The following is a 13793-nucleotide window of genomic DNA, read 5'->3' as shown; positions in this document are numbered from 1 at the left end:
GGGGTGCGGCACGTCCGGGGCGGGGACGGACGGCCTCGCGGGTCAGGTCGGCCTGGATGTCACGGATCCTGGCGGCCAGTTGCCGAGGGGGGAAAGTCCGCGCCGACGGAACGTCGGGCGGCGGCGAGGGTGTTCTTGAAGCTGATGTGCGAGACGGGGAGGTTCGCGTGGTGGGCGGCGTCCACGGCCAGGTCGTGTACGGCCTGGTAGACGCAGAGCATGGCCCACAGTTCCTGCTCGACCATGGCGGGACTGTTGGACCGGAGGGTCGCGGTGCGTCCTCCCCGCTGTTCGATCTTGATGTGCTTGAAGATCGTCTCGCTGGTCCAGCGGGCGGTGTACAGCTCTGCCAGCTCTGCGGCGGGTGCCGCCTCGGGGTCCAGGAGCGTGGTGATCAGGCAGAACAGCTCCGAGGTCTCCTCACTGTCGCCGTCCGCGCCGATCGTGGTGGTGACCACGGTGTACTCCACGGCGCGCACGGTGATCCGGGCGCCGCGCGGCCCGTTCAGGCGGGTGAGGAAGGTGCCGTCGGCCAGAACCTCATGCGGCCGCAGGGTGAAGGAATCCGAGACCCGCCACAGGAGTTCGGCCCCGGTGACCGCGGCTGCCCGCCACAGCTCATAGGCTGGAAAGCCCCGGTCGGCCATCAACAGGATGCCTTCCCGCAGGTGCACCAGGAGGCGGGCGGCCAAGGTGCGCTCGCCGACGGCGAAGGAGTCGAAGACCGCACCGATCAACGCCTTCGTGCCGCACTCCACCAGCGCGAGGAGCCTCACCTGCGGGTACGGTCCAGGCCGATTTCCGTTGGAGGCACGGGTGTAGGCGGCAGCGTTCGCCTCGCTGTCAGGAACGTCCAGCAGCGTGCCGTCCATGGAGGTCAGCCGCAGCCCGCGCCAGAAAGCCCCCGGCGTGGCCGCAGTGCCGGTGCAACCGGCGACCCGGTCGAAGAGCAGTCGCAGCGGCCCCGCACCCAGCCGGGCCCGCGCCGTTGTCAGAGACCCCGTGCGCGCCGGACGCCACACCTCCCGCGCCCGGCGCGGCCAGTGCTCCACCAACTCCCGCAGCACCAGGCCGTATCCGTCACCGCTGAACAGCCACATCGTCAGGACGAAATACACCATCAGCCGGGCCGGCAACGACCGGGTCCGCTCCTCGCGCGCCCCCGCCTCATCGACCACGAAGTCGACCAGCTCGGGCGTGAACGTACGCGACAGCACCCCCATCCGGACCCGCTCCGGGTACGTCTCACCAACTATGTGATCTCTCGGCACAAGACCGAGACTCTACGCGATCATGAACTAAGCGAGCGACGTTGCCCACACACGTACCGCAGGGGCCGCGGCCCCCTGCGTTTGCGTGATCATAAGGGCAGCTGGCCGAATTGGGACCCGAATCGTTGATACGCATTTTTGGTCGCCTGGGCCCTCGCGCCACGGAGATGCGGTTCGCACTTCACCTCTCGAGCAGGGGCATCAGCGCGCAGCACCACAGGATCGGCACGCCAGCTGCCTCGCAGACGAACTGCTCAGCCAGCGCCCAGGATCACGCCCCGCACCTGCCCGCTCGGCGTCAGGCCCCTTCCCTGCTCTCGCAGGCAGTCACTCCACGTGTCCTTGACACCGACTCCGGCGGCATGACGTCCCGTGCCCCCAAGCCCGCCGCAACAGCTTCCCCTGGGGAGGCGCTGGGGAGTATCGACGGGCCTGGGGAGCGCGTGGGGAGAATCGGCTGCGTAACGCAGCATGATCCCGAAAGACGCTGAAAGATCTATCCGCGCAGGTCAGCGGCGAGCACAGTCGCATCGATGCAGGTCAGCGCCACCACGTGGGCAACTTCATTACATACGTACCGAGATCGTCGGCCTCGACGATGCCCGGGAGCGAACCGCCCTCCCGCAGGGGCGTGACGTAGCGGGTCGCTACGACTTCCTCCAGCACTTTCCCAGGCCACCCATCTCTTCGGCCTCGCACTTCACGGACCGCTTCTCTGGAGCGTCGAGGCTGAACCCTGCGGTCGATGACCCTGGCGCAAATCAGGGCGGTTTCGGCTGTTGAGCCGGTCTCCCCTCTCCCCCAGCAGACCGTCGACGACACCGCGCCCCTTGCTGCCAGCCTCCGGCATGAAGTGAGCATAGTAACCGAGGGTGATCGTCGGCGAGGCGTGTCCGAGCCACCGGGCCAGAGTCACTACGGACTCTCCGGCTTCCCGCAGGACTGAGGCGCGGGTGTGCCGGAGCACGTGTGGGGCGATACTCCTGAGCCACGCTCGCTCCCAGCCCGGCCCAGGTCATGCGGACCGCGAGCCGCCTGGCCTTGGTGATCCTCGACGGCACCCTGCTGCCGATCGACCGAATCGCTGCTGACACCCCGAACCGCTCCGGCAGAGACCGTCGTCCCGGATCACCGACGTGGTGAAGGCCGTTCTCGTCCTTCACCTCATCCGGCGCGACGAGCACGTCGGCTCACGACGTTGCCGCCACGGCCCCGATGATCAGAGATCAGACGCGGCCCGCATGCGAGAGGTCCTGGCGGAGGTGCGCGGCGGTGTGGGAGCCGGTGGCCTTCAGAAGATCGGCCGGAGTTCCTTCGAACAGGATTCGTCCGCCGCCGCTGCCCCCTTCGGGGCCGAGGTCGATGATCCAGTCGGCGCTCCTGACGACGTCGAGGTTATGTTCGATGACGATGACGGTGTTGCCCTGGTCGACGAGGCGCTCGACGATGCCGAGGAGGCGGTGGACATCCGACATGTGCAGGCCCGTGGTGGGTTCATCCATGACGTAGACGCTTCCGACGCGGTGCAGGTCGGCCGCGAGCTTGAGGCGCTGGCACTCGCCGCCGGACAGAGTGCTGAGCGGCTGGCCGAGGCGGAGGTAGTCCAGCCCCACCTCGTTCAGGGCGTGCAGGACGGGGCGGAGCTTGGGCTCCGTGAAGAAGTCCGCCGCCTCGGCCGTCGTCATCTCCAGGACGTCGCTGATGGACCTGCCCCGCAGGCGGTAGCCGAGGACGTCCTCGGAGAAACGGCGGCCTCGGCAGACCTCGCACACCGACTTCAGCGTGTCCATGAACGCCAGGTCGGTGTAGAGGACGCCGAGCCCCTGGCAGTTGGGGCATGCGCCCTTGGAGTTGGCGCTGAACAGGGAGGCGCTAACCTTGTTGGCGTTGGCGAAAAGTTTACGGATCGGGTCCATCAGGCCCGTGTAGGTGGCGGTGTTGGAGCGTCGGCTGGTGTTCACCGCCGACTGGTCGATGACGATCGCGTCGGGGTACCGGCTGAGAAACTCGTCGTTGACCAGCGTGCTCTTGCCCGATCCGGCCACGCCGGTGAGGACCGTCAGGACGCCGGTGGGGAAGCCGACCGTCACGTTCTTGAGGTTGTGGCTCGTCGCGTCGGTGACGGTGAGCGTCCCGGTGGCGCGCCGGGGTTCGGTCTTGAGAGGCAGTCGGTGCTGGAGATGGCGCCCGGTAAGGGTGTCGGCACGGGTGAGTGCGTCGAAGCTGCCCTCGAAAACCACTTCGCCGCCGAGCATCCCGGCTTTCGGTCCCATGTCGACCACATGGTCCGCGATGGCCATGACGTCGGGGTCGTGCTCGACCACGAGCACCGTGTTGCCCTTGTCCCGCAACGCGATGAGGAGTTCCTTGAGCCGGTGCACGTCCCGGGGGTGCAGGCCGACGCTCGGCTCGTCGAACACGTACAGCATCTCGGTGAGACTGCTGGACAGATGCCGGACCATCTTGATCCGCTGGGACTCGCCACCCGAGAGCGTGCGGGTCTCCCGGTCCAGGCTCAGGTAGCCGAGTCCGATGTCGACCAGGTGGTGCAGATGGGTGGTCAGGTCGTCCAGGACCGGTTTCACCTGCGGCAGGTCCAGCTCCGCCAGGACGGCTGCGAGGTGCTGTGCCTCCATCGCGGTGAGGTCCGCGATGTGGTGGCCGCCGATCCGGGTGGCCAGCGCGGCGGGCGCGAGGCGGGTGCTGTCGCAGTCGGGGCAGGAGGCGGTGCGGGCGAACCGCTGGAACACCCGGCGGCCACGTTCGGACATGTCCTCCTTCTTGACGTAGAGCCGGGTGAACTTGTCGACGAGGCCCTCGTAACGAACGTTGAGGGTGTTGCCTTGCCAGAGGAGGCGGAGCTTGTTCGGCAGTTCGCCGTGCAGCAGCAGCTGCCTTTCCCGCTCGGTGAAGTCGGCCAGCGGCTTGTCGTTGTCGAACAGGCCGGACTCCACATAGCTCAGCCAGTACCAGCTGTCGGTGGAGAAGTCCGGGTGCAGCAGCGCGCCCTGGTTCAGGGACCTGGCGCGGTCGAGAAACGCGTCGAGGTCGAGGCGGACGGTCGTGCCGAGGCCCTCGCAAGTGGGACACATGCCCTGGGGGTCGTTGAAGGAGAACGCGCTCGGTGACAGGCCCGCGGGATCACCGGCCCGGGAGAACAGCAGACGCAGCAGCGGGTTGATGTCGGTGACCGTGCCGACGGTGGAGCGCGGGTTGCCGCCCAGGCGTTTCTGGTTGATGACGACGGCTGCGGAGATGTTCTCGACGGCGTCCATGTCCGGCCGCCCGTGGTCGGGCAGGAAGGTCCGGACGAAGGCGCTGAAGGTCTCGTTGAGCTGCCGCTGGGCCTCGGCCGCGAGGGTGTCGAACACCAGGGACGACTTGCCCGAGCCGGAGACACCGGTGAAGACGGTCAGTTGCTGTCTCGGGATCCGAAGCGAGACGTTCTTGAGGTTGTTCTCCCTGGCACCGGTCACCTTGATGGCGTCGGTCCTCATGTGTGCTCCTTGCTGGTGCGGGTGGGCTCCCCCTCCGGGGGATGTAAGGGGGAGCCCGGTCTCGGGTGGGCCTGCGGGCGGTGCCGTCAGGCGTTCTCCTTGCGGAAGGTCCGTGTTCCCCACAGCAGGGCGAGGACGGCCATGACCAGCAGCACGAGGGAGCCGGTCAGTAGCTCCGTGGTGCTCATGTCCCCCCGGAACGCCGCACGTTCGGCGTCGACCACGTGGGTCAGGGGGTTGATCCGGGCCAGGCTGTACAGCCAGCCGGGCGCCAGTTGCTCGGAGACCGGCAGGAGCACGCCGGACAGCAGCAGGAGCGGCAGGAGCACGGCGTTCATCAGCGCGGGGAACGCGGCCTCGCTCTTAAGGACCATCGCCAGTGCGTACGATCCCGAGGACAGCGTGATGGCCAGAACCGCGGCGATCGCCAGGCTGAGCAGCAGCCCGCTCAGTGAGGCGTCGAGGTCGAAGACGAGCAGCGTCACCAGCACGATCAGTACGGACTGCGCGGTGGCTTGCGCTGCTTGGGCCAAGACCTTACCGAACAGCAGGGCGGCCCTGCTCGCGGGCGTGCCGCGGAAGCGGTCGACGACGCCGACCCGGTACTCGGTCAGCAGTCCCACCCCGGCGAAGGCGCCGCTGAACAGTGCCGTCTGGACGATGAGGGCCGGGGTGAGGACCTCCCAGGCGCCGCCGGGCGGGAACCCGGGGGTGTGGTCGACCACGGACACCATGAGGGGTCCGAAGAGGAACAGGTACAGGAGCGGCTGCATGATCCCGATGAGCAGCCAGGTCGGGCTGCGCAGCGCGAGCTTCATGTCCCGCACGAAGATCAGTTGGGTGTCACGCAGCATGGGCGGCCTCCCTGGCCTGGGGCGCGTGGTCGCCATCCCGCAGGGAGCGTCCAGTCAGGCTGAGGAACACGTCGTCGAGGGTTGGCCGGTTGACCTTGACCGAGGCCATGGTGATCCCCCGGCCGTCGAGGGTGCGCAGCAGTTCCGGCAGGGCGGCGTCGCCGCGGGGCACCCGGAAGCGCACGGTGTCGCCGTCGACGCTCACCTCGGTCGCGCCGGTCAGCCGCCCGGCGACATCGGCCGCCTCCGCGACCTGGTCGGCCACCTCGATGGTGATCGCGTCGCCGGCGACCCGGGCCTTGAGTGCGTCGGGGGTTCCCTCGGCGACGATCGTGCCGTGGTCAGTGACGAGGATCCGGTCGCACAGCGTGTCCGCCTCGTCGAGGTAGTGCGTGGTGAGGAAGACAGTCGTGCCCTGCTCGGAGCGCAGGCGGCGGACGTGGTCCCAGAGGTTGGCCCTGCTCTGCGGATCGAGGCCGGTGGTGGGCTCGTCGAGGAAGACGAGCGTCGGTTCGTGGACCAGTCCGAGAGCGATGTCGAGCCGGCGGCGCTGACCGCCGGAGAGCGTCTTGACGGGGCGCTGGTCAAGGCCGGCGAGGTCGAGTCGCTCGGCGAGCAGGGCCCCGCGCCGTCTGGCCTCGGACCGGGACAGGCCGTAGAGCCGGGCCTGGAATTCGATCTCCTCGGCGACCCTGGACTCGGGCCAGGCGGCGCCGCCCTGGTGGACGCAGCCGATCCTGCGTCGGACGCCCTGGGGGTCCGTCAGCAGGTCGCAGCCGGCCACGGTTCCAGTTCCGCCGGTGGGGCGCAGCAGGGTCGTGAGCATCCGTAAGGTCGTGGTCTTGCCCGCTCCGTTGGGGCCGAGGAACCCGACCACCTCCCCGGGCGCCACGTCGAAGTCGATTCCTTTGACCGCTTCGACACTTTGGCCGCGCACGGTGAACCGGCGAGCGAGCCCTCGTACTGTGATCATGAAGTCCTCCTCTCGGCCCGGCGGTGGTCCGGCCGACTCGCGGCGCCCGGCGGGGATACCGGCTCCGGCGCGTGGCTCGTCAGGACTGGCCATCGGCCGCCGCCTGGTATTCGGCGAGGCGCTCCTGTGCCTCGGCCATGTCGTCGGCGGTCGGGGCGTCATCCTGGGTGAGCTTGACGCGCCAGTAGCCGCTGAAGTCGATCGCGCGCTTGTCGAGCCCCCGGTCGTTGACCAGGTGGCGCCGCAGGGCCCGGACGACGCCCGCCTCGCCGGCCAGCCAGGCGAAGGGGCGCCCGGGCGGGAACTCGGCGCCGCGGACGGCGTCGGCCAGGGCTTCGCTGCGGCCGGCCTGGGTTCCGTCGCGGTACAGCCAGTGCAGGGTGACGTCGCCCGCCGTCCGGAAGGTCTGCTGCTCGGCGCGTTCGGCGACCTCGATGTAGACCTGGGCGCAGGTCCGCTCGGGCAGGGCCTCCAGCAGGGTGGCGATGGCGGGCAGTGCAGTCTCGTCGCCGGCGATCAGCAGCCAGTCGGCGGAGGTGATCGAGTCCGTCAGGGAGACCGGTCCGGCGTAGAGCGCGGAGGGGCCGACCATGCCGAGCCGATCGCCTGGGCGGGCGGAGCCGGCCCAGGCGCTGGCCGGGCCGCTGTCGCCGTGCAGAACGAAATCGACCTCGACGGTGTTCGTCCCGGGCACGCGCCGGCGGAGGGTGAAGCTGCGCATCCAGGGCCGCTCGTCCTCCGGAATGGCCAGAAATGCCTGGTACCAGCCCGTCGCGTCGTCGCTCTGCTCCGGCAGGACGGGGCGCGACTGGCCGGGCCGGGGGAAGCAGAGCTTGAGCTGCTGGTCCGGGGTCAGGCCGACGGAGTCGTCGAGGAGGTCGGCCTCGAACGTCACGCGGGCCATCCGCGGTGTGATGCGTGTGATGTCGGTGACCTGGATAAATGTGACGGGGAGCTCTGCCATCGAAAACCTTCCACGAACGTACGGAATACCAGGGTGGGCGGACACCCAGCTGATACACTTACAGCGTAAATAGATGTGCCGGTGAGGTTACTTTATGCAGCAAGGAGTTGCAAGGTGGTTGTTTTCGCCGGACAGGGCGATGCACGCCGATCCATGTCTCTGCTCTGGCGATCGGGCGAATTGGGCGGGCCTGCCCCTAAACCCGGTCCCAAACCCGGACTCGACGTGGACACGATCGTGGCCGCGGGTGTCGCGGTGGCGGACGAACAGGGAATGGCGGCCCTATCCATGCGGGCGGTCGGAACCCGGCTCGGCCGGACCGCCATGGCGCTCTACACGTACGTGCCGAGCAAGAGCGAACTGGTCGACCTGATGCACGACCGGGTGCTGGCCGAACTGCCCACGGAGTACGACACGAGTGCGGGATGGCGCCCGGCGATCACCACCTGGGCCGACGACGCCTGGGCGTTCTACCTGCGCCACCCCTGGGTGCTCCAGGTCTCGCAGGCCCGTCCCGTACTCGGGCCAAACGAGTACGCGCGGCTGGAGACGGTAGTGCGGATCCTGGGCGGAATCGGCCTGAAACCCCTGCACGCCAGACGGATCATCGGGGCGTTGTTCCAGGTCGTGCGGGGTATGGCCCTGGTCGCGGCGGAACACCGGCAGGCGGCGCCGGAGACCGGGGTGCCCGATGAGGAGTGGTGGGCGCAGCGGTCCGCGCTGATGGCGGAGTTCGCGCCGGACTTCACCGAACGCTTCCCAGCCCTCGCGACCCTGGAGTCGACCGCGAGTCTCGCCGCCATGACCGAGGCGGAGGCGGGTGGCGCCGCGTCACACATGGAACAGGAGGGGAGGGAGGCGTTCCGGGTGGGCCTGGAACTGATCCTCGACGGCGTCGAGGCGGCGGTGCGGACGGGCTCCGACGGCACGCTCCACGCCCCGGCCGGCACCCCCTGACGGTTTCGTGCGAGCCCGGGCGGGCCCGCATTATCCGGCACGTGCCGCGCTCCCGAAACAATCGGCATCAAAGCCTGTTGTACCCCAAATCAGCCATCTCCGGCCGGAAGTATTGGTGACGGTGTCTCGGACGGTGACTACCGTTTGTTGAGCTTGCGCCCTTGATGGCTCGAGGGCGCAATGAATGGTACGAGATGCATCATGCCCCGATTTCAGGAGAAAGCCGGTGCAGCACATCGCCAAGTACGACCGCAGTGACCGTCGACTACCGGTCGGCCGCCCAGCGGCCGAGGCTGCTCACCAAGGCAGACCGGGCGGGCAGGAACGAATCTTCAGCACCCGGGTCGGCCTCAAGATACCGACGAGTCTCACCTACGACCGATGGGAGAAGGCCGGGCAGCGCATCTTCCAGATCGCCGACTCCTCCGCCTGGTGCCTGGGCGACTGGCTCGTCTACGGCCAGGACCGCTACACCGACCGCTACCAGACCGGAGTGCAGGCCGCGGGGCTCGACTACCAGACGCTGCGCAACTACGCCTGGGTGGCTCGCCACTTCGAGCTCGGGCGTCGGCGCGAAGCACTGAGCTTCGGCCACCACGCCGAGGTCGCCTCCCTACCGCCGGCGGAGGCTGACACCTGGCTCGACCAGGCGGAGCAGCACGGCTGGTCGCGGAACGAGTTTCGGCTGCGGCTGCGGGAAAGCCGCAGAGGGACCCCACCTGCCGGTCCCGCCCGCGCCAGCCTGCTGAGGATCAGCGCCCCCTGTGACCATGTCCAGCGCTGGCGGGAAGCCGCATCGAGGGGAGACCGGGACTTCGAGGAGTGGGTCCTGTTGACGCTCGACCGTGCCACCGCGCACGAGCTCGGTCAGTGACCCGCCGCCCGACCACCGGAGACCCCCATGAAGATCCGCATCGACCACGGCACCTGTATCGGGTCCGGGCAGTGCACCCTGACGGCACCCGCCGTGTTCACCCAGGACGACGACGGGTTCGCCGCGCTCGTACCCGACGGGGCGCGGACGGCGACCCCGCGGCAGGTCACCAGGCCGCGCTGTCCTTGCCCCGTCCAGGCCATCGCCGTGGGGAACGACCCGCCTGACGCCTGACGGCACCACTCCCGCCACCCCCGGGGCTGAGGGCTCCACGGTGCAGACCGTGGAGCCCTCAGCGCTGCGGTCGGATCATGCTTCGAGCCGCAGGCGCAACACGTTCAGCCGCCAGCTGCCCGGCAGCCGGGCACGGTCGTGCTCCGGATCGCCGTCAGCGAGTGCGAGGTCCGGGTAGCGGGCCAGCAGCCGGGCGAGCGCCACCTCGCCCTCCTGCCGGGCCAGCGTCGCACCCAGGCAGTAGTGGATGCCGTGGCCGAAGCCCACGTGGTTCTCGGCCTGCCCGTCCGGCTGACGTGTCAGGTGAAGCCGGTCCGGATCGGTTTAGTGCCGCGGGTCGAAGTTGGCGGACACCAGAACCGGCTGGACCGCGTCACCGCGGGCGATGCGCGTGCCGGCTATCTCCACGTCCTCGACTGCGTAGCGCAGTCGGGCCACCTGCACCGAGCCGCACCAGCGCATCAGCTCGTGCACCGCTCTCGGGAACAGCGCCGGGTTCTCCCTGAGCCGTGCCAGCTGATCGGGATGGGTGAGCAGGGCCACGGTGCCGTTGCCGATCAGATGCGTGCTCGTCTCATGGCCGGCCAGCACCAGGGTGAGCACCATGGTGACCATCTCCGCGTCACTGAACCGTCCGCCGTCGTCGTCCTGTGCCCGGATCAGCTCGCTCAGCAGATCGTCCCTGAGCGCGGCGCGACGCTGTTCGATCAGTTGATGGCAGTAGTCGATCATCACAGGAAAAGAGTGCTGTAGGCGTTCAGGCCGCATCGACACGAGGTCCCCGCCCCACTCCCGCCACCGCTCAAGGTCGACGGCGGGGATCCCGACGAGCCGGCAGATCACCGTGATCGACAGGGGGTAGGCGTAGTGCTCCAGCAGGTCCACCGTGCCGTCCTGCGCCCGGTGGGGCAGTTCGGCGAGCAGCCGGTCGGCGATCTCTTCGATGGCGGGACGCAGATCGAGGATACGGCGGGCCGTGAACGCCCGGCTCACCAGGCGGCGCAGCCTCGGATGGTCCGGCGGGTCGCTGTCCAGGATGGATCCGAGCAGGTAGATCCGTAAGTGCTCGGGGACCTTGAGCAGTTCCATCATCCCCTCACGCGGATCCGCGCCCTGTGCGCCGGGCACGTGGGAGGGGGCGTTGACGAACCGTGGGTCGCGCAGCACGCCACGGACGTTGTCGTAGCGGGTCACGAACCACACCGGAGTGCCGTCCACGAACCGGCCGCGGACGACCGGGCGGGGCGGACGTCGGCGAGGATCTGCTGCTGGACGACAAGGAGCTTTGCCCGGCGCGCCCTCGCGCTGGGCCGTCTCCGCCACCCCTGGGACGGAGATCCCGCGAGTCCGGCCACGAGTCGGACACGCGGTACTACTGGCTCCGCCACGGGCACGGTTGCCGAACGCCCACTGCCAAAGACCCTTCACGGTATGGGACTTCTTCCTCTCCTTCGCGCTCTCGCTCGCGGCGCCGCGCGGGTACTGGGTGTCGGTCACGGGCTGATCTCCTGCTGCGGGGTCGTCGAGGTGCTGTGGTGCGAGCGGGATGCGAACGCGGCGCACGGACCGGATCGGGCGGCGACCGGTTCGGCGGAAGGGTGATCCGGTGCTTTGGCGGATCTCGCTGACCACGAGGTGGACATCCGCCAGACCACTTGGCGGTGAAGGGGCCGCCCGCCAGGCGCCGTACGGGTCGTTGGTGGGCGGCCACCTATGGAGCGGTGACGCGTCAGGCGGGCACCGCGTGCTCACGCGCCTGCTCGGGCTCGCGGTCGGCGTGGTCGGGCTGAGGGTCGGCCTGCTCATCCCGCAGGAGCGTCATAAGCTCCGTCCGCTGCTTGCTGCTGATCGGAATCCCGGCGTCGCTGAGGGCCTTCTCGACCACTGCGACGCTGACACCGTGCTCGGCGACGACCGGCCGCATCATCTCCACGAGCTGGTCCATCGTCTTCGCCGGTGGGCGTCCGGTGCGCTTGCGAGGCGCGGCCGGTTCTTCGTCGGAGGCCGGGACGTCGACCCTGCGCTCAGCCACCGGCGCGGGGCTGGACAGGCCGTCCTGCTCCGCGTTTGGTACGGACTGGGGTGCCGGGGAGGGCTCGGGGTTTTCGTGGAGCGGGAGTTCGTCCTTGGCGGGTTCCGGTTCGGCGGGGGCCTTGGTCGTGGTGGTGTTGTGGGCGAGGAGGGTGCCGCCGAAGAAGGCGAGGGCGGGCCATCCGGCGACCAGGATCCGCAGCCAGGCGGGGACGTGGTCGAGGTCGAGGAGGCCGGCGGTGGCGACGTTCGCGCCGAGGGAGGCGGTCAGGGCGATGGCGAACCAGGTCCAGGCGGTGCCGGCCGGGTGTCCGGTGGCGCGCAGGTTGCGCATGCGGTGCCAGGCGGCGACGGGAACGGGTGAGGTCCAGTCGTTGAGCCGGATCCGGGGGCGGCCGTTGACGGCCGCTGCGCCGCCCAGGGCGATGCCCGCCACTCCGGCCCACGGCGGCGGCTGGGAGGATGGTTGCTCATGCTGCGCAGCTCCTCTTCGGTCCACGGAACGCGTACCGCGCCCTGCCTGTTGGTTGCCGCCCGGCCGTGAAAGGTTGCCGCAGGAGGGGAGGCTTCCGGGCGCGGGTCCGCTCCTCACCCCCGGACGACGAAGAGGCCGTCGTGCCGGGATCGGCACGACGGCTCAACGGTGGGGGCCGACTTCAGGAGCTGTGGCCGTACGCCTGTTCGGCTCGGCGGTAGAGGTCCTGGAGGGCCGGGTCCATGGCGGTGGCGTCCGGGCCGTAGGACTTGCCGAACTTCTCGCGGTACTGGTGGAACCAGTGCGGGTGGTCGTGCAGGAAGAAGATGTCGTGCAGGGCGATGGCACGGACGGCGAGGACGGGTACCGGTGCCCTGCTGACGGCGAACCGGGGGTTGCGGGCCGCCGTGACCTCGCAGTTCTGGTGGAACTGGCCGATCATCAGGCCCCGGGCGACGAAGTCGTCCTTGACGCGGGACTGGGCCAGGTCGAGGAGCGGCGTGTCCTCGCTGCGGAGGTCGGACAGCACGACCACGAGGGCTCGGAGCATCGGGTTACGGCCCTGCCAGGAGAGCAGTTCGTACTCGCGCAGGCTGCTGCGTGCGACCTCCTCCAGGAGTTCGGCGGTGGGGTCCTGCCCGACCAGCCGGAGGCGGACCTCGAGGGTGTTGTTCTTGCGGGAGGGCGCCACGAACGGGCAGATGGGGCCCGTCCGGCCGATCTCCGGGTGGCTCGCCGAAATGTACTCGGTCAGCCAGGTGTCGATCTCGGCCAGTGTGGACTCGATGGTGACGACGGATCCGGTGGGGCTCATCATGTGTACGCCTTCAGCTCTTCACCGGCTCCGAGACGCGGTCGACGGCGACGCGTGCGAGCCGGTGGGTCTCGGCGTGGTCCGGGATGCGGGTGTTGACGAAGGAGAGGACGTCTCCCTTGATGACGACGGCCCAGGCCGTCTCGATCCGGAAGTGGTCGACGGTGGACACCCAGCGCACGAGGATGCCGCCGTCCCCGAGGTCGAGCGGCTCCGACCCGGTCCTGGTGATGTCGATCCGGACGCCGTCGTTGAGCTCCATCCGGTACTCGCGGCAGTCCTGCACCGCGTCCAGGAGTTTTTGGAACACCTGACGGCACGCCGGTCCGTCGAACTGGGCGACGTGGTGGAAGACCACCGAGCCCACCGCGTTGGTGAACAGCGCCGAGCCGTGGTGCAGCGTCTCGGGGTGGGTGCCGCGGGTCAGCATGTTCGTCAGGTCGACGATGGACCGTCCGGCGGGGTCGCCGGAGACGAAGACCGGATCGTAGGCGGCGCTCGGCTCCTCGCCGAAGAACGACTCCTCCAGGTCCTCCTCGGTCAGCAGCAGCCGCTGGAATGCGGTGTCGTCCATCATGTTCCTCTCCTATCGGCGCACGAGGCTGAGCGGGCGCATGTCGGTCCAGTGCGCCTCGATGTGGTCCAGGCAGGACTGGCGGTCGGTCTCGGCGAGCGCGACCGTCCAGCCCGCGGGCACCTCGGCGAAGGCGGGCCAGAGCGAGTACTGGCCCTCGGCGTTGACGAGCACGAGGTACTGGCCGTCGGGGTTCTCGAACGGGTTGGTCATGATCGCTCCTGGCGGATGGTGTGAACGGGGCGCGATGGGTCGTCGGGGCGGGTCGCAGCGCG

The 13793-nt window shown here is 69.2% G+C and carries 13 protein-coding genes and 2 pseudogenes; 3 read left to right on the top strand and 12 right to left on the bottom strand.

The window, feature by feature from the left end:
• Positions 1 to 59: 59 nt before the first annotated feature.
• From DNK56_RS14510 to DNK56_RS14480, 7 genes and pseudogenes are all read right to left on the bottom strand, one after another.
• A complete protein-coding gene (locus tag DNK56_RS14510; RefSeq protein ID WP_111329449.1) occupies positions 60 to 1223 on the bottom strand; it encodes an IS4 family transposase in 1164 nt (387 codons plus the stop codon).
• 609 nt (positions 1224 to 1832) lie between these two features.
• Positions 1833 to 1937 (bottom strand): annotated as a pseudogene (locus tag DNK56_RS36715) (HipA family kinase); the annotation flags it as partial.
• Positions 1938 to 1971: 34 nt separating this feature from the next.
• A complete protein-coding gene (locus DNK56_RS14505) occupies positions 1972 to 2250 on the bottom strand; it encodes an integrase (protein WP_397766361.1) in 279 nt (92 codons plus the stop codon).
• 247 nt (positions 2251 to 2497) lie between these two features.
• A complete protein-coding gene (locus DNK56_RS14495; protein WP_057667217.1) occupies positions 2498 to 4768 on the bottom strand; it encodes an ATP-binding cassette domain-containing protein in 2271 nt (756 codons plus the stop codon).
• An 86-nt stretch (positions 4769 to 4854) separates the two neighbouring features.
• On the bottom strand, positions 4855 to 5622 hold the full coding sequence (locus DNK56_RS14490) for an ABC transporter permease (protein WP_111334121.1): 768 nt from the start codon (positions 5620 to 5622) through the stop codon (positions 4855 to 4857).
• Positions 5612 to 6595, bottom strand: coding sequence for an ATP-binding cassette domain-containing protein (locus DNK56_RS14485; RefSeq protein ID WP_111334119.1), 984 nt, complete (start codon positions 6593 to 6595; stop codon positions 5612 to 5614). Before DNK56_RS14485 ends, DNK56_RS14490 begins: the two co-directional genes overlap by 11 nt.
• 79 nt (positions 6596 to 6674) lie before the next feature.
• Positions 6675 to 7559, bottom strand: coding sequence for a siderophore-interacting protein (locus DNK56_RS14480; protein WP_057667211.1), 885 nt, complete (start codon positions 7557 to 7559; stop codon positions 6675 to 6677).
• 114 nt (positions 7560 to 7673) lie between these two features.
• Here DNK56_RS14480 and DNK56_RS14475 point away from each other — a divergent pair, with 114 nt between their 5' ends.
• From DNK56_RS14475 to DNK56_RS14465, 3 genes are all read left to right on the top strand, one after another.
• Positions 7674 to 8516 (top strand): TetR/AcrR family transcriptional regulator, encoded by an 843-nt coding sequence (locus DNK56_RS14475; RefSeq protein WP_111334117.1) that lies wholly within the window; start codon positions 7674 to 7676, stop codon positions 8514 to 8516.
• 226 nt (positions 8517 to 8742) lie between these two features.
• Positions 8743 to 9390, top strand: coding sequence for an LmbU family transcriptional regulator (locus DNK56_RS14470; protein WP_199563757.1), 648 nt, complete (start codon positions 8743 to 8745; stop codon positions 9388 to 9390).
• A 27-nt stretch (positions 9391 to 9417) separates the two neighbouring features.
• On the top strand, positions 9418 to 9624 hold the full coding sequence (locus DNK56_RS14465; RefSeq protein WP_111334115.1) for a ferredoxin: 207 nt from the start codon (positions 9418 to 9420) through the stop codon (positions 9622 to 9624).
• A 75-nt stretch (positions 9625 to 9699) separates the two neighbouring features.
• Here the strand turns inward: DNK56_RS14465 and DNK56_RS35945 are convergent.
• The 5 genes and pseudogenes from DNK56_RS35945 to DNK56_RS14440 all read right to left on the bottom strand — a co-directional run bounded on the left by DNK56_RS35945 (position 9700) and on the right by DNK56_RS14440 (position 13731).
• A pseudogene (locus DNK56_RS35945) lies at positions 9700 to 10713 on the bottom strand (cytochrome P450 family protein).
• Positions 10714 to 11353: 640 nt separating this feature from the next.
• Positions 11354 to 12091 carry a hypothetical protein gene (locus DNK56_RS35940; protein WP_446750425.1) on the bottom strand — a complete coding sequence of 246 codons (738 nt, stop codon included), beginning with the start codon at positions 12089 to 12091 and terminating at the stop codon, positions 11354 to 11356.
• A 220-nt stretch (positions 12092 to 12311) separates the two neighbouring features.
• A complete protein-coding gene (locus DNK56_RS14450) occupies positions 12312 to 12944 on the bottom strand; it encodes a DUF6875 domain-containing protein (protein WP_146610482.1) in 633 nt (210 codons plus the stop codon).
• 13 nt (positions 12945 to 12957) lie between these two features.
• Positions 12958 to 13518, bottom strand: a complete 561-nt coding sequence (locus DNK56_RS14445) for a hypothetical protein (RefSeq protein ID WP_146610483.1) — start codon at positions 13516 to 13518, stop codon at positions 12958 to 12960.
• 12 nt (positions 13519 to 13530) lie between these two features.
• Entirely contained in the window at positions 13531 to 13731 is a 201-nt protein-coding gene (locus tag DNK56_RS14440) for an MbtH family protein (RefSeq protein ID WP_057667197.1), read from the bottom strand.
• Between the last annotated feature and the right edge of the window lie 62 nt (positions 13732 to 13793).

Source organism: Streptomyces sp. AC1-42W (genome assembly GCF_003248355.1).
GTDB lineage: Bacteria > Actinomycetota > Actinomycetes > Streptomycetales > Streptomycetaceae > Streptomyces.
This window is presented reverse-complemented; position numbering and strand designations above follow the sequence as displayed.

Bases quoted from the DNA above. Each gene is read 5' to 3' on its own strand.
- DNK56_RS14440 (WP_057667197.1), bottom strand. From the start codon at position 13,731: ATGACCAACCCGTTCGAGAACCCCGACGGCCAGTACCTCGTGCTCGTC.
- DNK56_RS14490 (WP_111334121.1), bottom strand. From the start codon at position 5,622: ATGCTGCGTGACACCCAACTGATCTTCGTGCGGGACATGAAGCTCGCG.
- DNK56_RS14510 (WP_111329449.1), bottom strand. From the start codon at position 1,223: ATGGGGGTGCTGTCGCGTACGTTCACGCCCGAGCTGGTCGACTTCGTG.
- DNK56_RS14485 (WP_111334119.1), bottom strand. From the start codon at position 6,595: ATGATCACAGTACGAGGGCTCGCTCGCCGGTTCACCGTGCGCGGCCAA.
- DNK56_RS14445 (WP_146610483.1), bottom strand. From the start codon at position 13,518: ATGGACGACACCGCATTCCAGCGGCTGCTGCTGACCGAGGAGGACCTG.
- DNK56_RS14465 (WP_111334115.1), top strand. From the start codon at position 9,418: ATGAAGATCCGCATCGACCACGGCACCTGTATCGGGTCCGGGCAGTGC.
- DNK56_RS14480 (WP_057667211.1), bottom strand. From the start codon at position 7,559: ATGGCAGAGCTCCCCGTCACATTTATCCAGGTCACCGACATCACACGC.
- DNK56_RS14450 (WP_146610482.1), bottom strand. From the start codon at position 12,944: ATGAGCCCCACCGGATCCGTCGTCACCATCGAGTCCACACTGGCCGAG.
- DNK56_RS14495 (WP_057667217.1), bottom strand. From the start codon at position 4,768: ATGAGGACCGACGCCATCAAGGTGACCGGTGCCAGGGAGAACAACCTC.